The organism is Gorillibacterium terrae, assembly GCF_051594785.1.
Taxonomy (GTDB): Bacteria; Bacillota; Bacilli; order Paenibacillales; family NBRC-103111; genus Gorillibacterium.
In genome coordinates this window covers 2,200,378-2,217,878 of sequence record NZ_JBPPGI010000001.1, presented here as the reverse complement: position 1 = coordinate 2,217,878, position 17,501 = coordinate 2,200,378, and the positions used below count along the sequence as shown (strand labels likewise).

At 58.5% G+C, this 17,501-nt stretch carries 16 protein-coding genes; 11 read left to right on the top strand and 5 right to left on the bottom strand.

From position 1 onward, the window contains the following. The first annotated feature begins 7 nt into the window (after nt 1-7). From ACSEXS_RS09820 to ACSEXS_RS09800, 5 genes are all read left to right on the top strand, one after another. The gene (locus ACSEXS_RS09820) at nt 8-1,126 is read left to right on the top strand and encodes a sugar ABC transporter permease (RefSeq protein WP_438433125.1); all 1,119 of its coding nucleotides are present in this window, start codon (nt 8-10) and stop codon (nt 1,124-1,126) included. Nucleotides 1,127-1,397: 271 nt separating this feature from the next. Further along, complete coding sequence (locus ACSEXS_RS09815; protein WP_438432972.1) at nt 1,398-2,633, top strand: MFS transporter; 1,236 nt, start codon at nt 1,398-1,400, stop codon at nt 2,631-2,633. A gap of 111 nt (nt 2,634-2,744) precedes the next feature. Continuing rightward, nucleotides 2,745-3,680 (top strand): aldo/keto reductase, encoded by a 936-nt coding sequence (locus ACSEXS_RS09810; protein WP_438432971.1) that lies wholly within the window; start codon nt 2,745-2,747, stop codon nt 3,678-3,680. Between the two features lie 375 nt (nt 3,681-4,055). After that, nucleotides 4,056-5,348 carry a GntP family permease gene (locus ACSEXS_RS09805; RefSeq protein WP_438432970.1) on the top strand — a complete coding sequence of 431 codons (1,293 nt, stop codon included), beginning with the start codon at nt 4,056-4,058 and terminating at the stop codon, nt 5,346-5,348. 24 nt (nt 5,349-5,372) lie between these two features. Continuing rightward, a complete protein-coding gene (locus tag ACSEXS_RS09800; RefSeq protein WP_438432969.1) occupies nt 5,373-6,518 on the top strand; it encodes a glycerate kinase family protein in 1,146 nt (381 codons plus the stop codon). A gap of 58 nt (nt 6,519-6,576) precedes the next feature. On the opposite strand, the gene ACSEXS_RS09795 is transcribed toward ACSEXS_RS09800, so the two are convergent. Continuing rightward, complete coding sequence (locus ACSEXS_RS09795) at nt 6,577-7,605, bottom strand: CdaR family transcriptional regulator (RefSeq protein WP_438432968.1); 1,029 nt, start codon at nt 7,603-7,605, stop codon at nt 6,577-6,579. A gap of 400 nt (nt 7,606-8,005) precedes the next feature. On the opposite strand from ACSEXS_RS09795, the gene ACSEXS_RS09790 reads away from it, so the two are divergent. Further along, a complete protein-coding gene (locus ACSEXS_RS09790; RefSeq protein WP_438432967.1) occupies nt 8,006-8,461 on the top strand; it encodes a CBS domain-containing protein in 456 nt (151 codons plus the stop codon). 93 nt (nt 8,462-8,554) lie between these two features. On the opposite strand, the gene ACSEXS_RS09785 is transcribed toward ACSEXS_RS09790, so the two are convergent. Further along, entirely contained in the window at nt 8,555-9,283 is a 729-nt protein-coding gene (locus ACSEXS_RS09785; RefSeq protein ID WP_438432966.1) for a glycosyltransferase, read from the bottom strand. Nucleotides 9,284-9,489: 206 nt separating this feature from the next. Here ACSEXS_RS09785 and ACSEXS_RS09780 point away from each other — a divergent pair, with 206 nt between their 5' ends. The 3 genes from ACSEXS_RS09780 to ACSEXS_RS09770 all read left to right on the top strand — a co-directional run bounded on the left by ACSEXS_RS09780 (nt 9,490) and on the right by ACSEXS_RS09770 (nt 11,961). Continuing rightward, nucleotides 9,490-9,912: a hypothetical protein gene (locus ACSEXS_RS09780; RefSeq protein WP_438432965.1), complete on the top strand. Its 423-nt coding sequence runs from the start codon at nt 9,490-9,492 to the stop codon at nt 9,910-9,912. A 230-nt stretch (nt 9,913-10,142) separates the two neighbouring features. Then, nucleotides 10,143-10,685, top strand: coding sequence for a sigma-70 family RNA polymerase sigma factor (locus tag ACSEXS_RS09775; protein ID WP_438432964.1), 543 nt, complete (start codon nt 10,143-10,145; stop codon nt 10,683-10,685). Then, on the top strand, nt 10,675-11,961 hold the full coding sequence (locus ACSEXS_RS09770) for a DUF4179 domain-containing protein (protein WP_438432963.1): 1,287 nt from the start codon (nt 10,675-10,677) through the stop codon (nt 11,959-11,961). Before ACSEXS_RS09775 ends, ACSEXS_RS09770 begins: the two co-directional genes overlap by 11 nt. 25 nt (nt 11,962-11,986) lie before the next feature. Here the strand turns inward: ACSEXS_RS09770 and ACSEXS_RS09765 are convergent, their stop codons facing one another. Continuing rightward, the gene (locus ACSEXS_RS09765) at nt 11,987-12,796 is read right to left on the bottom strand and encodes a lipase family protein (protein ID WP_438432962.1); all 810 of its coding nucleotides are present in this window, start codon (nt 12,794-12,796) and stop codon (nt 11,987-11,989) included. A 73-nt stretch (nt 12,797-12,869) separates the two neighbouring features. Next, nucleotides 12,870-13,601, bottom strand: a complete 732-nt coding sequence (locus ACSEXS_RS09760; RefSeq protein ID WP_438432961.1) for a GH12 family glycosyl hydrolase domain-containing protein — start codon at nt 13,599-13,601, stop codon at nt 12,870-12,872. A gap of 280 nt (nt 13,602-13,881) precedes the next feature. Between ACSEXS_RS09760 and ACSEXS_RS09755 the strand changes: the two genes are divergently transcribed. Continuing rightward, the gene (locus tag ACSEXS_RS09755) at nt 13,882-14,457 is read left to right on the top strand and encodes a dihydrofolate reductase family protein (RefSeq protein ID WP_438432960.1); all 576 of its coding nucleotides are present in this window, start codon (nt 13,882-13,884) and stop codon (nt 14,455-14,457) included. Nucleotides 14,458-14,482: 25 nt separating this feature from the next. Here ACSEXS_RS09755 and ACSEXS_RS09750 read toward each other — a convergent pair whose 3' ends face one another. After that, complete coding sequence (locus tag ACSEXS_RS09750) at nt 14,483-15,166, bottom strand: aspartate/glutamate racemase family protein (RefSeq protein WP_438432959.1); 684 nt, start codon at nt 15,164-15,166, stop codon at nt 14,483-14,485. A gap of 221 nt (nt 15,167-15,387) precedes the next feature. Here ACSEXS_RS09750 and ACSEXS_RS09745 point away from each other — a divergent pair, with 221 nt between their 5' ends. Beyond that, nucleotides 15,388-17,490, top strand: a complete 2,103-nt coding sequence (locus tag ACSEXS_RS09745) for a thioredoxin domain-containing protein (RefSeq protein ID WP_438432958.1) — start codon at nt 15,388-15,390, stop codon at nt 17,488-17,490. Nucleotides 17,491-17,501: the final 11 nt, after the last annotated feature.

The following is a 17,501-nucleotide window of genomic DNA, read 5'->3' as shown; positions in this document are numbered from 1 at the left end:
TTACGGCATGTACATCGCCTTAATCGTCATCATGGCGACCTTCTCGATCCTGACGGACGGCCTGTTCATGTCCTCACGCAACATCAGCAACCTGATCGACGCCACCGGCTACATCGCCGTGCTCGCCGTCGGCATGACCCTCGTGATCGTCATTCGGCACATCGACCTGTCGGTCGGCTTCGCCGCCGGGTTCATGGGCGCGATCGCGGCGATTCTGCTGACGCAGGCCGGCGTGCCGGTCTGGATTACCATCCCGGCGATCCTGGTGCTCGGCATCATCGTCGGCTTGTTCAACGGCTTCCTCGTCGCCCAGCTCGGCATCCCATCGTTCGTCGCCTCGCTGGCCGCCATGCTGATCTTCCGCGGCGCGCTCCTGCGGGTCACCGAGAAGACGGGTACGATCATCGTCAAGGACGAGCATTTTAATGCCATCGGCAACGGCTTCATTCCGGCACTCGCCCGCGTTGGCGGTCTGAATGTGCTGTCGCTGATCGTCGGCGCGGCCATCATCGTCCTGTTTATCCTCTTTGAATTCCGCAAACGCAACAACAAGCTGAAGTATCAATTCGAGGTTATCTCGAACGGCATGTTCCTGGTCAAGCTGCTCCTGATCTCGGCGGTCATCGCCTATATCACCTGGATACTGGCCGGCTACAACGGCTTCTCCTGGACGGTCGTGATCGTCCTGGCCGTCGTCGTCATCTATCACTTCTTGACCTCTTCCACGGTTATCGGCCGTCATATCTATGCAGTCGGCAGCAACCCGGAGGCGGCTCACCTGAGCGGGATCAGCGTCAAGAAGATCACCTACTTCGTCTTCTGCTCGATGGGCATGCTTGCCGCACTGTCCGGCATTCTGTTCACGTCACGGCTCCAATCGGCCACCACCACCGCGGGTACCTTGTTCGAGCTGGATGCCATCGCAGCCGCCTACGTCGGCGGCGTATCGGCGGCGGGCGGCGTCGGCAAGGTGACGGGCTCGATCATCGGCGCGGTCGTCATGGCTTCCTTGTCCAGCGGCATGAACCTGCTCGGCGTCGGTATCTCCTATCAGTACATGATCCGCGGCGGCGTGCTCGCCCTGGCGGTCATCTTCGACGTCATGACCCGCCGTCAGCGGGCTTAACCGAAGCATTCCAGATTTCATTGACTGAAGCCAACGCAGGAGCGCAGCCGAGGGTATACTCGGACTGCGCTCTTGCCGTAGGCAGACTCGGGCTGCACTCTTGCGGCATGCAGGGCGGGGGCGGCGTTCGGGCTCTCGAGCTGGGTTAAAGATGGGTATATCCGTTTTCTCCGTGGCGTGCGAACGGCCTGGACTCTTACAATGAAACCTGATAAGCAGGGCCAAACCGACAAAGTTGAAAGTACATAGGCCCTCGAAAGGTGGATCATCTTTGAGAATTAACGGTAAGGCAGCCCGGATCTACGAAGCCATGAGCTTGACGACGAGCCTGGCCGGCTCGATTATGTTTACGACCTATGCGGTTTATCAAGTGGTGGCCCTGGATCTGAATCCGTTTCAGCTTCTGCTGGTAGGGATGATCCTGGAAGGAAGCGTGCTGGTCTTCGAAGGGCTGACCGGCGCTTTGGCCGATGCCTACAGCCGCCGGTTGTCGGTTCTGATCGGCCTGTTCGTACTGGGAGCGGGGTTCGTGATCGAAGGCGGGGCGCTTTGGCTCGGCGGAGCCGTTTCCTGGATTCCGGCCTTCTTCTGGATCTTGGTATCGCAGTCAATTTGCGGCATCGGCTATACCTTCATCAGCGGTGCCGATTCGGCCTGGATGGTGGACGAAGTGGGGGAAGAGCACGCAGGAGCGGTCTTTCTCTCCGCCAAGCGGATGGGGCTGATCGGATCGCTGATCGGCATTCCCGTCAGCGTCGGGCTGTCCGCCCTTGCCCCGAACCTGCCCTATCTGGTCGGAGGCGGTTTGTACGTGGTACTGGGTCTAGTTTTGCTCCGGCAGATGAAGGAAACGCATCGACCGAAGCCCCATGCCGGAAGCTCCGCCTGGAAGGCCGTGGCGGGAAGCTGGGTACGCGGCGTGCGGGAGGCGCGTCGGCATCCCGTGCTGCTCCTGCTGCTCGGCGCTTCCCTCTTCAGCGGAGCGGCGTCGGAAGGATACGACCGGCTGTGGCAGGCCCACTTGATTCGCGATATCGGGTTCCCCGGCGGCATCCGTTGGTCCTTGCCGGTGTGGCTCGGGGTTATCGCAGCCGCGACTACCATCCTGGGGCTGCTGGCCATTCGCAGCATCGAAGCCCGGTTGGATTTCGGACAGGAGCGGACGGTGTTCCGCGGCTTGTTTGTCCTGACCGCGGTCCGGGTCGGAGCGATCGCGGCTTTTGCCTTTGCACCCGGCCCCCTCTGGGCGTTCCCGGCGCTGCTGCTGATCCAGCTCGCGGGCGTACTGAACGGCCCCTTCCTCGATACCTGGATGAACCGCAATCTGGACAGCGGCAGCCGGGCGACCGTGCTGTCGCTGGTCAGTCAGTCGGATGCGCTCGGTCAAACCGTGGGCGGTCCGTTCGTGGGCTGGATCGGAAAGCGTTATTCCCTGCGCGCCTCGCTGACGGCCGCGGCGGCGCTGCTGCTCCCGCTCCTGGGAGTCTTCAGCCGTCGAAAGGAATAGCGAAAGGAATAGCGAAAGGAATGAGGCGCCGGAGGGCGGCCTTATCGGATAGAATAGACGGGAAGAGTAGAAGAGACGAAAGGTAAGAACAAGAGACCGGGAGGAGCACTCATGCAAACCAGACCTTACGGAAGAACGGGCAAGCGGGTTTCGGAGATCGGCTTTGGAGCCTGGCAGCTCGGCAACGATCGCGATTGGGCGGGAATGGGGGATGAGGAGGCGATTGCTCTCGTGCGGGAAGCGGTCGACCTTGGTGTCCGGTTTTTCGACTCCTCGCCCAATTACGGGAGCGGAGCCAGTGAGACGCTGCTCGGCAGAGCATTGCGCGGCAGCCGGGAGCGGGTGGTCCTTAATACCAAGTTCGGACACAGCGCCGAGGGCGGGACGGATTATTCGGCCGGGCGGATTCGCGAGTCCTTGGAGCAGAGCCTGTTGAGGCTGCAGACGGACCATGTCGATTCGCTGCTGCTGCACAATCCGCCCTTCGACTATCTCGATGGCAAGTACGGGCATTACGAAGTGTTGGAAGAGCTGAAGCGAGAAGGGAAGCTGCTCGCATACGGTGCGTCCGTCGATTCCAGCCGGGACATGCGGGAGGCTATGCGGCATCCGGGAGTCGGCGTTCTGGAGGTTATGTTTAATCTCTTTCATCAGGAAACGGCGGAGGCCTTCGCCGAGGCCCGGGATAAAGGGATCGCCCTCATCGTCAAGGTGCCGCTGGATTCGGGCTGGCTGTCCGGCAAGTTCGGACGGAACAGCCGCTTCGAAGGGGTTCGCCGGCGGTGGTCGTCCGAGGAAATCGAGCGGCGATCCGAGCTGGTGGACGCGGTTAAGTCCATCGTCGGGGAAGCGGTTCCGCTGTCGATCTCGGCGCTGCGGTTCATTCTGGCTTATCCCGAGGTGGCGACCGTGATTCCCGGCATGCGGGATTCCCGGCAGCTTCGCGACAATCTGGCTGCAAGCGGGGAAGGGCTGCGGCCGGAGGTTTTGCATCGGCTCAGGCAGTGGTGGCAGGAGGAGCTCCGCGACCGGCCGCTCGGCTGGTAAAGGAGTGCGGGTCTGCTTGAGGTGTTCCGGAAATGCGAGCGGGATCAGGTTCGGCGCTTTGCCGGATCATCGAGCGACAAGCACCGCGCGCAGCTCCCAGCGCGCGGTGGGGCGTCGCATGACGGTCGTCAACCACATGTTCAAGCCCAAAGGATGATGTCCGCGAAAAGCGGCGTCATCCTTTTTTTCATAAATCTGAGCTCTTTCTTGATCTTGGTATGAAGAACGGCCTCCGATGCAAAAATACACGGAGGTACGGATACGAAACGATTGTTCAAGTGCACAAGACATTTCGTCCGTTCATCAATATCCACGGTTTGAAATTGCCGTTATACTGAAAGCGTGTTCAGAATCTATCCATGGGGGCAAAACATCATGAGCGGTTTAACGATTGGTTGGTATGGGGCGATTGCGGGGCTGGCGATTGCGATCATCCTCATCCTGCGCAAGCTGAATCCCACTTACGCACTGATGGTCGGCGCGATTGTAGGCGCTTTAATCGGCGGTGCGAATCTCGAACAGACGGTGAGTGTTCTTGTAAGCGGTACCCAAAGCGTCATGGGCACGGTGCTGCGCGTCCTGGCCGCCGGCGTCCTCGCCGGGGTCATGATGGAATCCGGAGCCGCGGAGACCATCGCCCAGGCGATTGTCCGCAAGTTCGGCAATAAAGCCATCCTGGCGCTGGCGCTCGCCACGATGATCATTACGGCGGTCGGCGTCTTCATCCCGGTAGCCGTTCTCATCGTCGCTCCGATCGCCCTGTCGGTCGGCAGCAAGACCGGCATTTCCAAGGTGGCGCTGCTGCTCGCACTGTCCGGCGGGGGCAAAGCGGGGAACATCATTTCCCCGAACCCCAACACCATCGCGGCGGCCCGCGGCTTCAACCTGGATCTCAGCCAGGTGATGCTGGCCGGCTTCATCCCGGCCGTCTGCGGCCTGATCGTCACGGTGATCGTGGCTTCGCTGATCAAGAACAAAGGAATCAAGGTGACGGCCGACGAAGCCAAGAACGTTCAGATGGACACGACCAAGTATCCGCCGCTCGGCAAAGCGATCGTGGCTCCCCTTGTGGCAGTCGTTCTGCTCATGATCAATCCGATCGGCTCCATCTCGGGCATCTCGGCCCTGGCCAACTTCAAGGTGGATGCCCTCTACATTCTGCCGATCGCCGGCATCATCGGATTGCTGGCCATGGGCAAAGGCAACAAGACGCTGGCGTACACTGCGGCCGGGTTGAACAAAATGACGGCGACCGTGTTGATTCTGATCGGCGCGGGATGCATCGCGGGGCTCATTTCCGCCTCCGATCTGTCCGCCCAAGTGGTATCCTTGATTAAGGAAGCGGGCATCTCCGGCACCTTCCTGGCTCCGATCTCCGGTATTCTGATGGCGGCTGCGACGGCATCGACGTCGACCGGCGTCATTCTGGCCACCGGTTCCTTCGGTCAAGCCATCCTCGATATGGGCACCGCTCCGCTCGCGGCGGCCGTGATGGTTCATACCGGGGCGACGGTGATCGACTCGCTGCCGCAGGGCAACTACTTCCATGTCACCGCGGACAGCATGAAGATGACCATCAAGCAGCGGATGGGACTTATCCCTTACGAAGCCATCGTCGGCGGGACGATGACCGTCGTGGCGACGATTGTGTACGGGTTCCTGTTCTGATCTTAAATGCATGGAGGAGAGACCATGAGAGAGAAAAGGTTTGTACTGGCGCCGGATTCCTTTAAGGAAAGCATGACGGCCAAGGAAGTTTGCATAGCGATGGAAAACGGAATCAAAAAAATCTTCCCCGACGCCATCTTCGAGCATGTGCCGATGGCCGACGGCGGAGAGGGGACAGTCCAATCCCTGGTGGACGCCTCGCAAGGAAGGATCTGCACCAAGGAGGTTACCGGCCCGTTGGGGCAGCCGGTAACCGCCCAATACGGGATTCTGGGGAACGGGACGACGGCGGCGATCGAGATGGCCTCCGCCAGCGGCATTCACCTGGTCACCAAAGAGACCAAGAATCCCCTCATCACCACCACATACGGCACCGGCGAATTGATCCGGGAATGCCTGGAGCAGGGAATCAAGAAGATTATCGTCGGCATCGGCGGCAGCGCCACCAACGACGGCGGAACCGGCATGGCGGCCGCGCTCGGCGCCCGGTTCCTCGACGAGGAGGGCCGGGAGCTGCCAGCCGGCGGAGGAAGCCTCTCCCGGCTGGCGCGAATCGATGTATCCGGCCTGGATGAGCGCCTGCGGGAGGTCGAGCTGATTGTGGCCTGCGACGTGTCCAATCCGCTGTGCGGACCAACCGGCGCTTCCCGCGTCTTCGGTCCGCAGAAGGGGGCAACGCCGGAGATGGTGGAGCAGCTCGACGCCAACCTCAATCATTACGCGGCGGTTGTCAAGGAACAGCTCGGCAAAGATGTGTGCGAGCTGCCCGGCGCCGGAGCGGCGGGGGGGCTCGGCGCGGGGCTGCTGATCTTCACCCGCGCCGTGCTGAAGAAGGGCATTGAGATCGTGACCGACTACACCGGGCTGAGGGAAAGGATCGCCCAGGCGGACTGGGTGTTCACCGGCGAAGGCGGCATCGACTCCCAGACCAAGTTCGGCAAGACGCCGTACGGGGTCGCGAAGGCCGCCAAGGAGTCGGGCAAGCCGGTCATCGCCGTGGCAGGCTATATCGGCGAAGGCATCGACTCCCTGTATGCGGAGGGCATCGACGCGGTGTTCGGCATCGTGCCCGGCGCGTCGGAGCTGGATAAGCTGCTGGCGGAGGGTCCGGCGAATGTCGAGCGGACCTGCGAGAACATCGCCCGCATTCTGAAGCTGAACGAGCGGTAAAGAAGAGGCTGCGAACCCGAAAGGGAACGCAGCCTTTGCAATATGGGGATGAATCCCCTCATTTGAACAGCGCGAGCAGGCCATGCGTCAGCTCGAACAGTTCGAGCAGGTTCCGCGGGTCCTTGCCCGTCAAGGCGTGGATCCGCTTCAAGCGGTATTGCAGGGTATTGCGGTGAATGTTGAGGGCCTCGGAGGTGTGCTGGACGCTGCCGCTGTAGTAGATGAAGCTCCGCAGGGTTTCCAGAAGATCCGGCGCATCCGCCAGTTTGGCGGCAGCAAGCGGCCCTTCGGTCAGCTCGGCGCGGCTCAGCTTGACCAGGAACTCGACTTCCGCGTAGGCCGCCGTCCGCACCGGCGGCTTCAACGCAAGCAGAATCTTCATCGCCGCTGCCGCCTGTTGATAGCTGTCGGCGACGCGGCTTTCCTCCAGGCCGCTCGTCACCAGGACGCGGGTATCGCTTGCGGCCAGCTCGGCCCGGATAGCCGCCGGATCTTGGGCGTTCTGCAGCAGGACGAGAAGGCTGCCTTCCTCCAGAGGGAACGAAGGCGTCTGCAGCGGCAGCTTCCATCGTCCGCTGTCCGGCTTAAGCTGCCGGACCACGAGCGCCGTCGTCTTCAGATGCAGGTTCAAGCCGTATTCCGCCGCTTCCCGGGCGAGCTTATGCGAATAGGGGCCGCGGTGATTCAGCAGCATCTCCAGGAACGCCTTCTTCCGGCTTGCGGCGTTGGCCTGGCTCTCCAGCGCGATGCGCTGCTCGATCAGGAGCGAGACCGTCGTCCGCACGAGGTTGCAGAAAGGGCGAACCTCGTCCGGGTTGCCGGTGATGCCGATCACGCCGACGCGCTTGCCCGCGATGACGATCGGCTCGTTGGTTCCCTTCCTCTCCGTCCGGCTGTCTTCCCAGACCTCCACCATCTCGCCGGTGGTCAAGGCTCTCACCGCTCCTTGATGGACCGTGCCGATCCGTTCTTTTTTGCCGCTGCCGACGATGATGCCGCGTTCGTTCATGATGTTGATGCTGTACGGGATATCCTGCATCATTTTATCGACGATTTCCTGAGCTTGTTTTTCCGAAATTTGGAACATGATGAACCTCCTGGAGCTGCGATGTAGGCGGTAGGCGAAGGACCAATCCTTGTGCATATGAATAAAGAATAGCATGCCGCTGTCCAAAAGTCATCGTACCGGGCGGGCTCCTTTGCATGAGGCATCGGGTCTCAGAATTCGTTCGTTATATAGATTGAACAAAAGAAAGCCGGAGAAGAGGAAGGTCGTGAAGAAGCGAAGCGTTCGCCTTTGATCCCGGATTTCCCCTAGAATCGTGTCATTCCGAAAATCTGGGATCAACAGCGAATCGGAATGACATTCCATCTGCGCAGGCGTAACGAATAAGTTCAATCTATATAGCCAATTGCGGCGACTTGACGGAAAGCGTATACTTCTCAACAGAGCCTAAGGCTTGATTCTGACGGTGCGGAGTGAAAGAATGAAAGCCCATGAAATCATGATTCAACAGGTTTATAAAGTAAAGGAGACCGATACGGTTCGCTCCTTCGTGGAAAAATGCATCAAGTACCGCATCAGCGGCATGCCGGTGGTCAATGAACGCAATGAGATCGTAGCCTACCTCAGCGACGGCGATATTATGCGCTGTCTCGGGAAGCACGAAGACCTGATCGTCGATTTTTATTTTCATACGGTTATCCTGAAGGGCGACGACGACGAGTTCGAGGAGCGGGCCCGCAAGGTCCTGGACCTGAATGTGATGAGCATCGCGAAGAAAAAGGTCATCACCGTCCCCTGGGACGAGGATATCGAGAAGATCGCCGCCATTCTCGGCAAACGGCGGATCAAGAAGGTGCCGGTGGAGCGCGGGAGGGTGCTGGTCGGCATCATCAGCCGCGGAGACGTCATCCGCCATGCCTTTCAAAGCATGCTTTAGCGCTGGAAAACTTGAAAAGTCCTCTCGCGTCCGGTTATCCGGAACCGCGGGGGGACTTTTTGCTGTGCTAGGCCGAGCGCGTCCTGCGAAGGCTCACCCTAAGCCCGCTTGAACCAGGGCTTCAATGAGCTGCTCCAGCCGCTTGGAGTAATGAGCTTGCACGGCATCGATCTCGGGATAGATTCGGTCCACGTGGCGGATGCTTCCGGCCTCGTCGTGCTTGCGGTACTGGACGGTGGGAACATTGAAGTAATGAAAATCTTCCCCGGCCAGGATAATCCGCAGCCACAAGTCGTAATCCTGCGTGAACAGCAGGGATTCGTCGAACAGGCCGACCTTGTTCAGGAGCTTGCGCGATACGATAACCGTGCATCCGTTGATGGGATTGCCGATCAGCAGATGCCGATAGAAATGGATCACGGTGCTGTATTTGATACAGACCTCTTTGTCGGTGACTTGGGATTTCTCGTCGATCAGGTCATAGTCGGTAAAGCTGATCTTCGCTTGATTGGCCAGCATATAGTCCATCTGTTGGCTGATCTTGTCGGGGTAGAACCGATCGTCGGCGCTGAGCCAGGCAATGTAATCCCCGGTCGACTTGCGGATTCCGGCATTGAGCGCGCTGCCGGTTCCTCCGTTCGGTTTGCGGATGAGGGTGATACGCTTTTTGTACGGCAAGAGCAGATTGGCGTGCTCCGTGGAGCCGTCGTCCACCACGAGGATTTCGATATTCGGATAGGTTTGGTCGAGCGCGCTCTGAATCGCTTCCTGGACGTAAACGCAGTTGTAAAAGGGAATGACGATGGAGACCTTTGGATTCATGCTTCGTTACTCCTTTTTGCTTCGTCCGGTTCCATGCGAAGTCAGGATGATGTCCGGGACGGACCGATTTTCGCTTTTGTTCAGTATATAAATCGGCGGCTCCCCTTGACACGAATCTACGAGATATTCACATATTTTAGCTCTTTCTATCACCGATTCGCACAAGAGTCATAGGATAAAGCATTCGAGGCAAGGAGGTGAAAACATTGGGAGTCTTTATCGATGGAAGAACCTCGCAGAATGCAAGCTACGCCAACTCCATCGCGGTTCCGATTCTGCTCATCAACACGCCGCAGCTGTTCGGCCAGATCGGTCTCAACACGGCCGGTGTATCCGGAACGCCGCGCGTCCAACTGAACGGAACGATCAGCCTGCAGCTTCCTTTGGCCCTGGTCGGGATCACGATTACGATCGTTAGAGGAACGACCATATCGAGCCCGGTGGTCTACTCGGCGACCTCCACCTTCGACCTCAGCCTGCTGGCGCCGCAGGTCATCGCCTTCAATGCGACGGATTTCAACCCGCCGATCACCGATCAACTGACCTACACGGCCTTCATCTCGTCCAACCTGCTTGGCACGATCCGCGTCGGTCCCGAGAATTTCTCCGGTACGCTCATCGGGGACTAACTCGACTTCACCTGCTAAGGGGCTCCTTCAGAGAGTTTAAGACTCTGAGGGGGCCTTTTGATCGTCAAGCGCTCTCTTTTTCTGTACATCAGGGCAAAGCAGGTATGGTATGCTGAACGGAAGTTACGGCGGGAGCCGGCGCGCTTCCGTTTTTTTGCGGTCGAAAGTAATTTGGCCCGGAATTGAACGATTCGGTTGTCTCCAGGCTCTAAGGGAAGAGAGGTGAAGACATGGATGTGACGCAAGCGGTCAAGAGAGCGAAGAAAGGAGACAAGGAAGCCCTGCTGCAGCTCGTCCTGGCGGAAAAAGAAGCCTATTACCGGCTGGCCTACGCTTACCTGAGGAACGAAGAAGAGGCCATGGATGCGCTGGAGGATATGATCGTTAAGCTATTCGAACAGATCGGGCGGCTCCGGAAGGAGGAAGCCTTCTATTCCTGGAGCAAGACGATTCTGGTTAACCGATGCAAGCGGACGCTCCGCACCGGCAAACGGTTGCTGCCGCTTCGGGACGAGCCCGCAGAGGGGACCGATCAATGGGTCGACGGTAGGGCCGAAGCCCGCACAACCGAAGAACGGATTGACCTGGAAACGCTGCTCGTCCGGTTGAACGAGGATCAGCACGAGGCGATCCGGCTCAAGTATTATCACGACTTGGATTACCGGACGATTGCCGAGATCACCCGCGTCTCGCCGGGAACGGTCAAATCGAGAATTTTCCACGGCCTTCGCAAGCTGAGGGAACTGTACGGGAGGGATGGAGATGGAGAATAACTTGGAGGAGCTGCTCCGGGATAAATCGCGTCTGGACGAAGTGCCCGTTCCGGATGAGTTGGAAGCGAGGCTCCGGAAGGCGCTCAACACAGCGCCCCTTCGGAGAAAGCGGCGGTTGGCCGGAAGGGCGGCGGCTGCGGTCCTTGTGGCCATCGTTCTGTTGGCAAGCTTTCAATATAATGCGTTGGCTTACTATGGCAAGAAACTCCTCGGCTTCGACGAAATCACAAACGGAACGATCCGGGAGCTGAACGAGCAGGGCAAGGGCCAAGCGCTCGACAGGAGGGTGAGCCTGGAGGACGGAGCGGAGCTGACGATCGACGGCATCCTATCGGATGCCAATCAACTGATTCTGTTCTACACGCTGAGACGCCCCGAGGGGGTGGGAGACGACGGGACCGAATGGTTTCAGCCCGCCAAGCTAAGCGGCTTCCTGACCGATTCGAACCAGCAGAGCGGCGTCATGCAGCCGAACGAGGACCACACCGAGCTCAAGGGCATCTATACGTTCGAGCCGGTGAGTCCGTTCGCCCGCAAGCTGACGCTTACCTATTGGAAGAAGGAAATGGAGAATGGCGTGAGGAAGCGGGGGGAGGTCAGTTTTCCGTACCGCGCCGACGAAGCGATGCCGACCCGGATCGAGCAGAAGATCAACCGGACCCTTCGCATGGACGGCAGCGCCATCACCTTCCGTTCCCTTACGGTCACGCCGACGAAGACCCTGGTCGAAGGCACGCTGCGGGTGGAGAACGATCTGGTGTTGGACCGGGCGATGAGCGATGTCGAGCTGGTCGTCAATGGTCGGCCCGTCCAACAGATGGGCAGCGGCATCAGCCATACGGCGAAGGGACGAACCTTTACCGTCAGCTTCGACGCTCTGCCGGAGAAGATCGAGTCCCTCAGTTTGGTGTTGAGGGAATTCCGTTCCTACCGGCCGATCGGCAAGGCATTCCCGCTCGCCGAGATGGCCGAGCCCTACCCGTTGGATGACCGGGAGCTGCGCGTTACGAACCTGACCCGGAGCGAGCGAGGGACGGAGGTACGCATCGAGACGGACGAGGATGTGCTGCTGAACGGCGTGTCGCTTGGAACGAAGACGGGAGAGGTGCCCCTTCAGAAGACCGTCGATCAGACGGACCGGAAGGAACCGGACGGCCGCCTCGTGAGTACGCGAACGCTTCTCTTCGATACGCAGGAGGAGCCGGATTCCTTGTACGTCAAAGGCATCATTGCCAAGAAGGTCTACAACGAGACCGTCGACATTCCGATCCAATAAAACGGGACCTGTCATTCAAGGCTGTTCATGCCGTAGCCGCCGTATTCTCGCCGGCTTCCGGGCAAAGGCCGGGGTTTTCCGCCTGAAGCGCGAGGGCATAACGGGGATTCCGTTTGGCCAGCTCGGCGTAGTAACGGCCGATCACGTGGTTAAGGCCGAAGGAGCCGTTCTGGAAGGCGAGGGAACAGAGAACCGGAACGTGCCGGTATTCGTAGCGGATATCCGATTTGGGAAGCTGGAGGACGGCAGGCGGGGCATAGGTGACGATATCGAACAGGTTGGCGAACCGGAAGCTGTCCGGGATCAGGCGGGCGACCGTATCGGCAAAGGCGGGATCGCCGACGCGCGGAGAACCGAAGGTGAACAGGCGGGGAGAGGAGCAAGCGGAATTCGCGGCTACATCCGCCGCGCAGAGAGTGGCGAGCGCCGCTCCAAGGCTGTGGCCGGTAACGGTTACGGCCTTTTCCGCCGGAAGACCGGCGAGGGCGGACCGAATTTCATTGCGGGCCGTTTCATAGATCGCAGTGAATCCGCGGTGCGTCAGAGTCCGCTTCGCCAGGAACGGGCATCTGACCTGGAGGGCGATGGCATCCGAGATCCAATCGCTCGTCGAGCTCGTGCCGCGAAAGGCGATGAGAATCTCCTCCGGCGACTCCAGGATGAACCCGAACCGTTCCCACTCTGCGTTGATCGAGGCTGCGTAGATGACATGGCGAAGCGCATAGCCTTGCGGCAGCACGAACGAGCCGCCGGGGTCGGCGTATTGCGCGTAGGTCTGCGAGCAGACCGTCGCCAGGAAGATCGCCTTTTCCTCATCGCAGGCAATGTGTCCCATGGGCATTCCGACCTCCTTTCCCTCTCCATGTATGATCGGGAAAGGAGATCGGTGCATACCGGACGGCGGACGGTTATTTGCTGTAGCTGACGGAATAGCTGTTGGTCATGAAATTGAGCCCGGCCGGAGACGAGGTGATCTCGAAGCCGAACTGCACCCGGTTGAGCGTCTCGTTGCCGAACCAGCCCTTGCCCTTGATCCAGTTCATGATGGCAAGCACGTCGACCGTGCCGGAGTTGGTGTTGCCGGTCCGGACGAAGGAGTAGACGGCGTTGGAGCCGTTGCTGCCCTTGTAGACGTTCCAGGTGTGGCCGCCGACGGAAACGTTGGTGTACGAAGCGACCGGATCGCCGGTGGAAGACCAGCTCGCGGCAATCGGCTTTACGCCGCCGTAGGCGTTCATCCACAGCATGATTTCATAAGCATTGTTGTTGCCCGCCCAGATGTCGTAGGCGGATTCAAAGGCGGCGCCGCTGGTGGGGACGGTGACATTAAAACTGCTGGTAACGCTCTTCAGCGAGCCGATGGCAACGCCGACTTCGCGGGTGCTGTTGGGATAAGATTTGATGCCGCCCGTGGACGGGTGCTGAGCCCAGACACCCCAATTGCTGTAGGAATTGGCCCAGATCGATTGAGCGCCGGCTCCGCTTCCCCAGACGTTGTTATAGACGGTATATCCCCCGTTGGACCAATTTCCGTATTTCTCCGTGGATGACCAAGTCGCGGCAAAGACGACGGAGACGCTGGCCAGTATCGCTGCGAGTGCAAGCGCCGTTACCGTCATGAATCGGAATCTCTTTTTCATCGAATAACCTCCTTACTATTATTGAAAAGCTGCGTCCTGCAACCGATTCCCGGGAAGCGTCACCTCCAGTTTGAACCCGGTATAAGTGGAAAAGATAGCGCTTACATATTTGTATTATGAGGCGTTCGTCTTTCCGAAACTACCGGGTAAATTGGACATGTTTTCCAGGGTGAATTGCGGATTTTGGATACGGACCAGAAAGCCATAAGAATCATTCCAAGTTGAGTTATGCTAAAATGTAGTAAACGAAGACATCTCTCATGAACAAAGGAGAATGAAAATGAGGAAACTCGTTCTATTTCTGCACGCATCGCTTGACGGTTTTGTAGAAGGGCCGAATGGTGAAATGGACATTGGCTGGGTCTCCTACGATGCGGATTTGGAGAAGCACGCCGATCAAATTCTGAGTACGGCCGACACGGTCATTTGGGGGCGCGGGACTTATCAGATGATGCACCGTTACTGGCCGTCTGTCCCTTCGAACCCGTCAGCTTCGCAGCATGAACGGAACCATGCCGAGTGGATCGAAAAGACAGCCAAAATCGTGTTTTCCACCACGCTGGAGAAAGTCGAATGGAATAATTCCAGACTCGTGAAAGAAGACGTCGAGGAAGAGATCCGTCACCTCAAACAGCAGCCAGGCAAGGATATGATCATCCTCGGCAGTCCCCGGTTCGCCCACTACCTCATGCAGTTTGATTTAATCGACGAGTATAAAATTACGGTTTCTCCCGTTCTGATCGGGAAGGGGTTGCCGTTATTCCAAGGCCTCAAAGGGAAGCTCAATCTTAAGCTAATCGAAAACAAAACCTTTGAATCGGGGGCCATCGGACTCGTTTACCAGAGGGTAAGATGAACTTGTCATATGGTCACAAATCAACTTAGGATTTCAACCTAGCCAAATGGTGATGAACGACCGCCCGTGCCAGGCAAGTCGACGAGTCGACCAAACCGATCGAATCCAAGGGATGATCGGGAATGGCATTTAAATCGGTGCAGGCGATAATGGCCGTATCCACCGTTTTCGCCAACTCGGATAATAATTTATCCCTGAATGGAACCGCTTGCTTGAGCTGGCCCGCTTTTATGAGGGCTATCATTTGATTCACACAGCCTTGCCAATGCTCTTTATGGATAACTTCAATGCCGATCTTCGAAAGAGCGGCTTGATAGACTCCGGACTGAATGGTTGGGTGGGTAGCCAATAGCGCCACTCTTTTTGAATGGTTGGGGATTTGGCTGACCGTTTCGTCGATCATGTTTATTAGGGGAACGGAAAGGGCACGTTCGATTTGGTCAAAATAAAGATGCGCTGTATTGCATGGCATTGCTATAAAATCCACACCGGTTTTCTCCAGTTTCTGCGCCCCGGCGATAATGGCCGTCTCCATGTCTTGGTGATTCAACGGCTTGTCCAGATAGAAAGGCGTCGGACAGGAATAAACCATCATAGGGGGAAAATCCATGTCGTGCTTTGCGCCATAGATGGATTGGCACTCTTCGACCACTTTATCGACAAAGGGTCCCGTCGACTTAGGTCCCATGCCGGCTAAAATTCCGATCATCTCATTACCCTCCAACAAATAAGCGTTCTCGATTCAGTTTACAGCAAGAATGGAAATAAGAAGAGTCCAATCATTTCTATCCCTCATTGTAATCAGCACAGTTTTGGCTTTAATGACCAACGAGTATTGTATCAACTGTCAGATGGGAGCGCTCTCCTGCCAATTTTGGGTAAACTAACTTTAGCAATACCCTAAATTCAAGACGTAACGAGGGGATGCCCATGACCACACCACGCATAGCCAATCGATTGGCCAAGGAGAAATCGCCATACCTGCTTCAGCATGCCTATAATCCGGTCCACTGGTATCCCTGGGGAGACGAGGCGTTTGAGACGGCGGCACGCGAGAACAAACCCGTCTTTCTCAGCATCGGGTATTCCACTTGCCACTGGTGCCATGTCATGGAGCGGGAAAGCTTCGAGGATGAGGAAGTCGCGGAGTTGCTCAACCGAGACTATATCGCGATCAAGGTGGACCGCGAGGAGCGGCCCGATGTGGATCAGGTGTACATGACGGTCTGCCAAGCCATGACCGGGCAGGGCGGATGGCCGCTCACCGTTCTCCTCACCCCCGACAGGAAGCCCTTTTATGCCGGAACGTATTTTCCCAAGCGGCGAAAATACGGCCGTTACGGCCTGATGGACATTCTCGGCGGATTGGCGGAGAAATGGAAGGAAGATCCGGATGCCATCCGCCGAACCGCCGACAACGCCGCCGAACAGCTGGAAGACTTCGGAGCGGCAAGCGCCGCCGAGGGAGACGCCTTATCGGCCGAGTGGGTGAACGAGGCGCTGCAGCGGGCTTTCTCGGGTTATTCGCACTCCTTCGATTCGGAATACGGCGGTTTTGGCGATGCGCCCAAGTTTCCGGCATCGCATAATCTGTCCTTGCTGCTCCGCTATGCGCGAGCAACCGGCAGCGGCGAAGCGCTCCGCATGGTGGAAACCACGCTCGACGCCATGCGCCAAGGCGGCATTTACGATCATATCGGCTTCGGCTTCGCCCGTTATTCGACGGACGAGCGCTGGCTGGTTCCCCATTTCGAGAAAATGCTGTACGACAACGCCCTCCTCGCGATTGCCTATACGGAAGCGTGGCAGCTGACGGGAAAAGAGAGCTACCGGGAAACGGTTCGCGAGATCTTCGAGTACGTGCAGAGGGATATGACGGACGAAGGCGGGGCGTTCTATTCGGCGGAGGATGCCGATTCGGAAGGCGAAGAAGGCAAGTTCTACGTATGGACGCCGGAAGGCGTGCGGAAAGTGCTGGGCGAGGAGGAAGGGAGCTTCTTCTGCGAGGTGTTCGGGATCACGGAAGCGGGGAATTTCGAAGGAGCCTCCATTCCGAACCTCATCCACTTGCGGCTCTCGGATTTTGCCCGCGCGAACGGGATGGCGGAAGAAGCGGCGCAGGCGCGCTTGAATGCTGCCCGGGAGAAGTTGTTCGCTGCGAGAGAAGGAAGAATCCATCCCCACAAGGACGATAAGATTCTGACGGCGTGGAACGGCCTCATGATCGCGGCGCTGGCGAAGGCGGCCAAAGCATTTGCTGAGCCGGCATACAGCGAAGCCGCCGCGCGGGCGGTCCGGTTTCTTCAAGCCAAGCTGGTCCGGGAGGATGGCCGGCTGCTTGCCCGCTACCGGGACGGAGAGGCTGCATATCCCGCGTATTTGGACGATTATGCGTTCCTGACCTGGGGACTCGTCGAGCTGTTCGAGGCGACGGCCCAAGCGGAGCATCTGGAATGGGCGGAACAGCTTGCTTCGGAGATGCTCCGCCTGTTCTGGGACGAGGAGGGCGGCGGGTTCTTCTTCACCGGGATGGACGCCGAGCGGCTATTCATGCGGCCCAAGGAGAGCTATGACGGAGCCATGCCGTCCGGGAACTCGGCCGCCCTGCTGGTGCTCCATAAGCTCGCCCGTTATCTGGACCGGGAGGATTGGACCCGTAAGGCGGAGCGGCTTGCGGCGGTGTTCCGGGAAGAGCTGGATGCCCAGCCCACCGCTCATTCGCTGCTGCTGGCAGCGGCCCATGCCGCCGTGAATCCGGGCCGGGAGCTGGTCATTGCCGGAAGCACAGGCGACCCGAAGGCGGAGCGGATGCTGGCGGAATGCCGGCGGAGGTATGCGCCGGACGATTTGATCCTCTTCCATCCGAGCGGTGAAGAGGGAGAGGCGATTCGCCGATTGTGCCCGCTGGTGCGGGACAAGAATCCGATCGACGGCCAGGCGGCCGCCTATGTATGCGAGAATTTCGCCTGCCAGGCGCCGATCACCGATGAGGCGGTTTTGCGGGCGAACCTGGAGCCCAAACCGATTGCCTAGGAGAAGAAGCC

What these genes read in the sequence shown, in the direction of transcription:
- ACSEXS_RS09820 (WP_438433125.1), top strand. Translation starts at nt 8, where the DNA reads ATGTACATCGCCTTAATCGTCATCATGGCGACCTTCTCGATCCTGACG.
- ACSEXS_RS09810 (WP_438432971.1), top strand. Translation starts at nt 2,745, where the DNA reads ATGCAAACCAGACCTTACGGAAGAACGGGCAAGCGGGTTTCGGAGATC.
- ACSEXS_RS09805 (WP_438432970.1), top strand. Translation starts at nt 4,056, where the DNA reads ATGAGCGGTTTAACGATTGGTTGGTATGGGGCGATTGCGGGGCTGGCG.
- ACSEXS_RS09800 (WP_438432969.1), top strand. Translation starts at nt 5,373, where the DNA reads ATGAGAGAGAAAAGGTTTGTACTGGCGCCGGATTCCTTTAAGGAAAGC.
- ACSEXS_RS09795 (WP_438432968.1), bottom strand. Translation starts at nt 7,605, where the DNA reads ATGTTCCAAATTTCGGAAAAACAAGCTCAGGAAATCGTCGATAAAATG.
- ACSEXS_RS09790 (WP_438432967.1), top strand. Translation starts at nt 8,006, where the DNA reads ATGAAAGCCCATGAAATCATGATTCAACAGGTTTATAAAGTAAAGGAG.
- ACSEXS_RS09785 (WP_438432966.1), bottom strand. Translation starts at nt 9,283, where the DNA reads ATGAATCCAAAGGTCTCCATCGTCATTCCCTTTTACAACTGCGTTTAC.
- ACSEXS_RS09775 (WP_438432964.1), top strand. Translation starts at nt 10,143, where the DNA reads ATGGATGTGACGCAAGCGGTCAAGAGAGCGAAGAAAGGAGACAAGGAA.
- ACSEXS_RS09770 (WP_438432963.1), top strand. Translation starts at nt 10,675, where the DNA reads ATGGAGAATAACTTGGAGGAGCTGCTCCGGGATAAATCGCGTCTGGAC.
- ACSEXS_RS09765 (WP_438432962.1), bottom strand. Translation starts at nt 12,796, where the DNA reads ATGGGACACATTGCCTGCGATGAGGAAAAGGCGATCTTCCTGGCGACG.
- ACSEXS_RS09760 (WP_438432961.1), bottom strand. Translation starts at nt 13,601, where the DNA reads ATGAAAAAGAGATTCCGATTCATGACGGTAACGGCGCTTGCACTCGCA.
- ACSEXS_RS09755 (WP_438432960.1), top strand. Translation starts at nt 13,882, where the DNA reads ATGAGGAAACTCGTTCTATTTCTGCACGCATCGCTTGACGGTTTTGTA.
- ACSEXS_RS09750 (WP_438432959.1), bottom strand. Translation starts at nt 15,166, where the DNA reads ATGATCGGAATTTTAGCCGGCATGGGACCTAAGTCGACGGGACCCTTT.
- ACSEXS_RS09745 (WP_438432958.1), top strand. Translation starts at nt 15,388, where the DNA reads ATGACCACACCACGCATAGCCAATCGATTGGCCAAGGAGAAATCGCCA.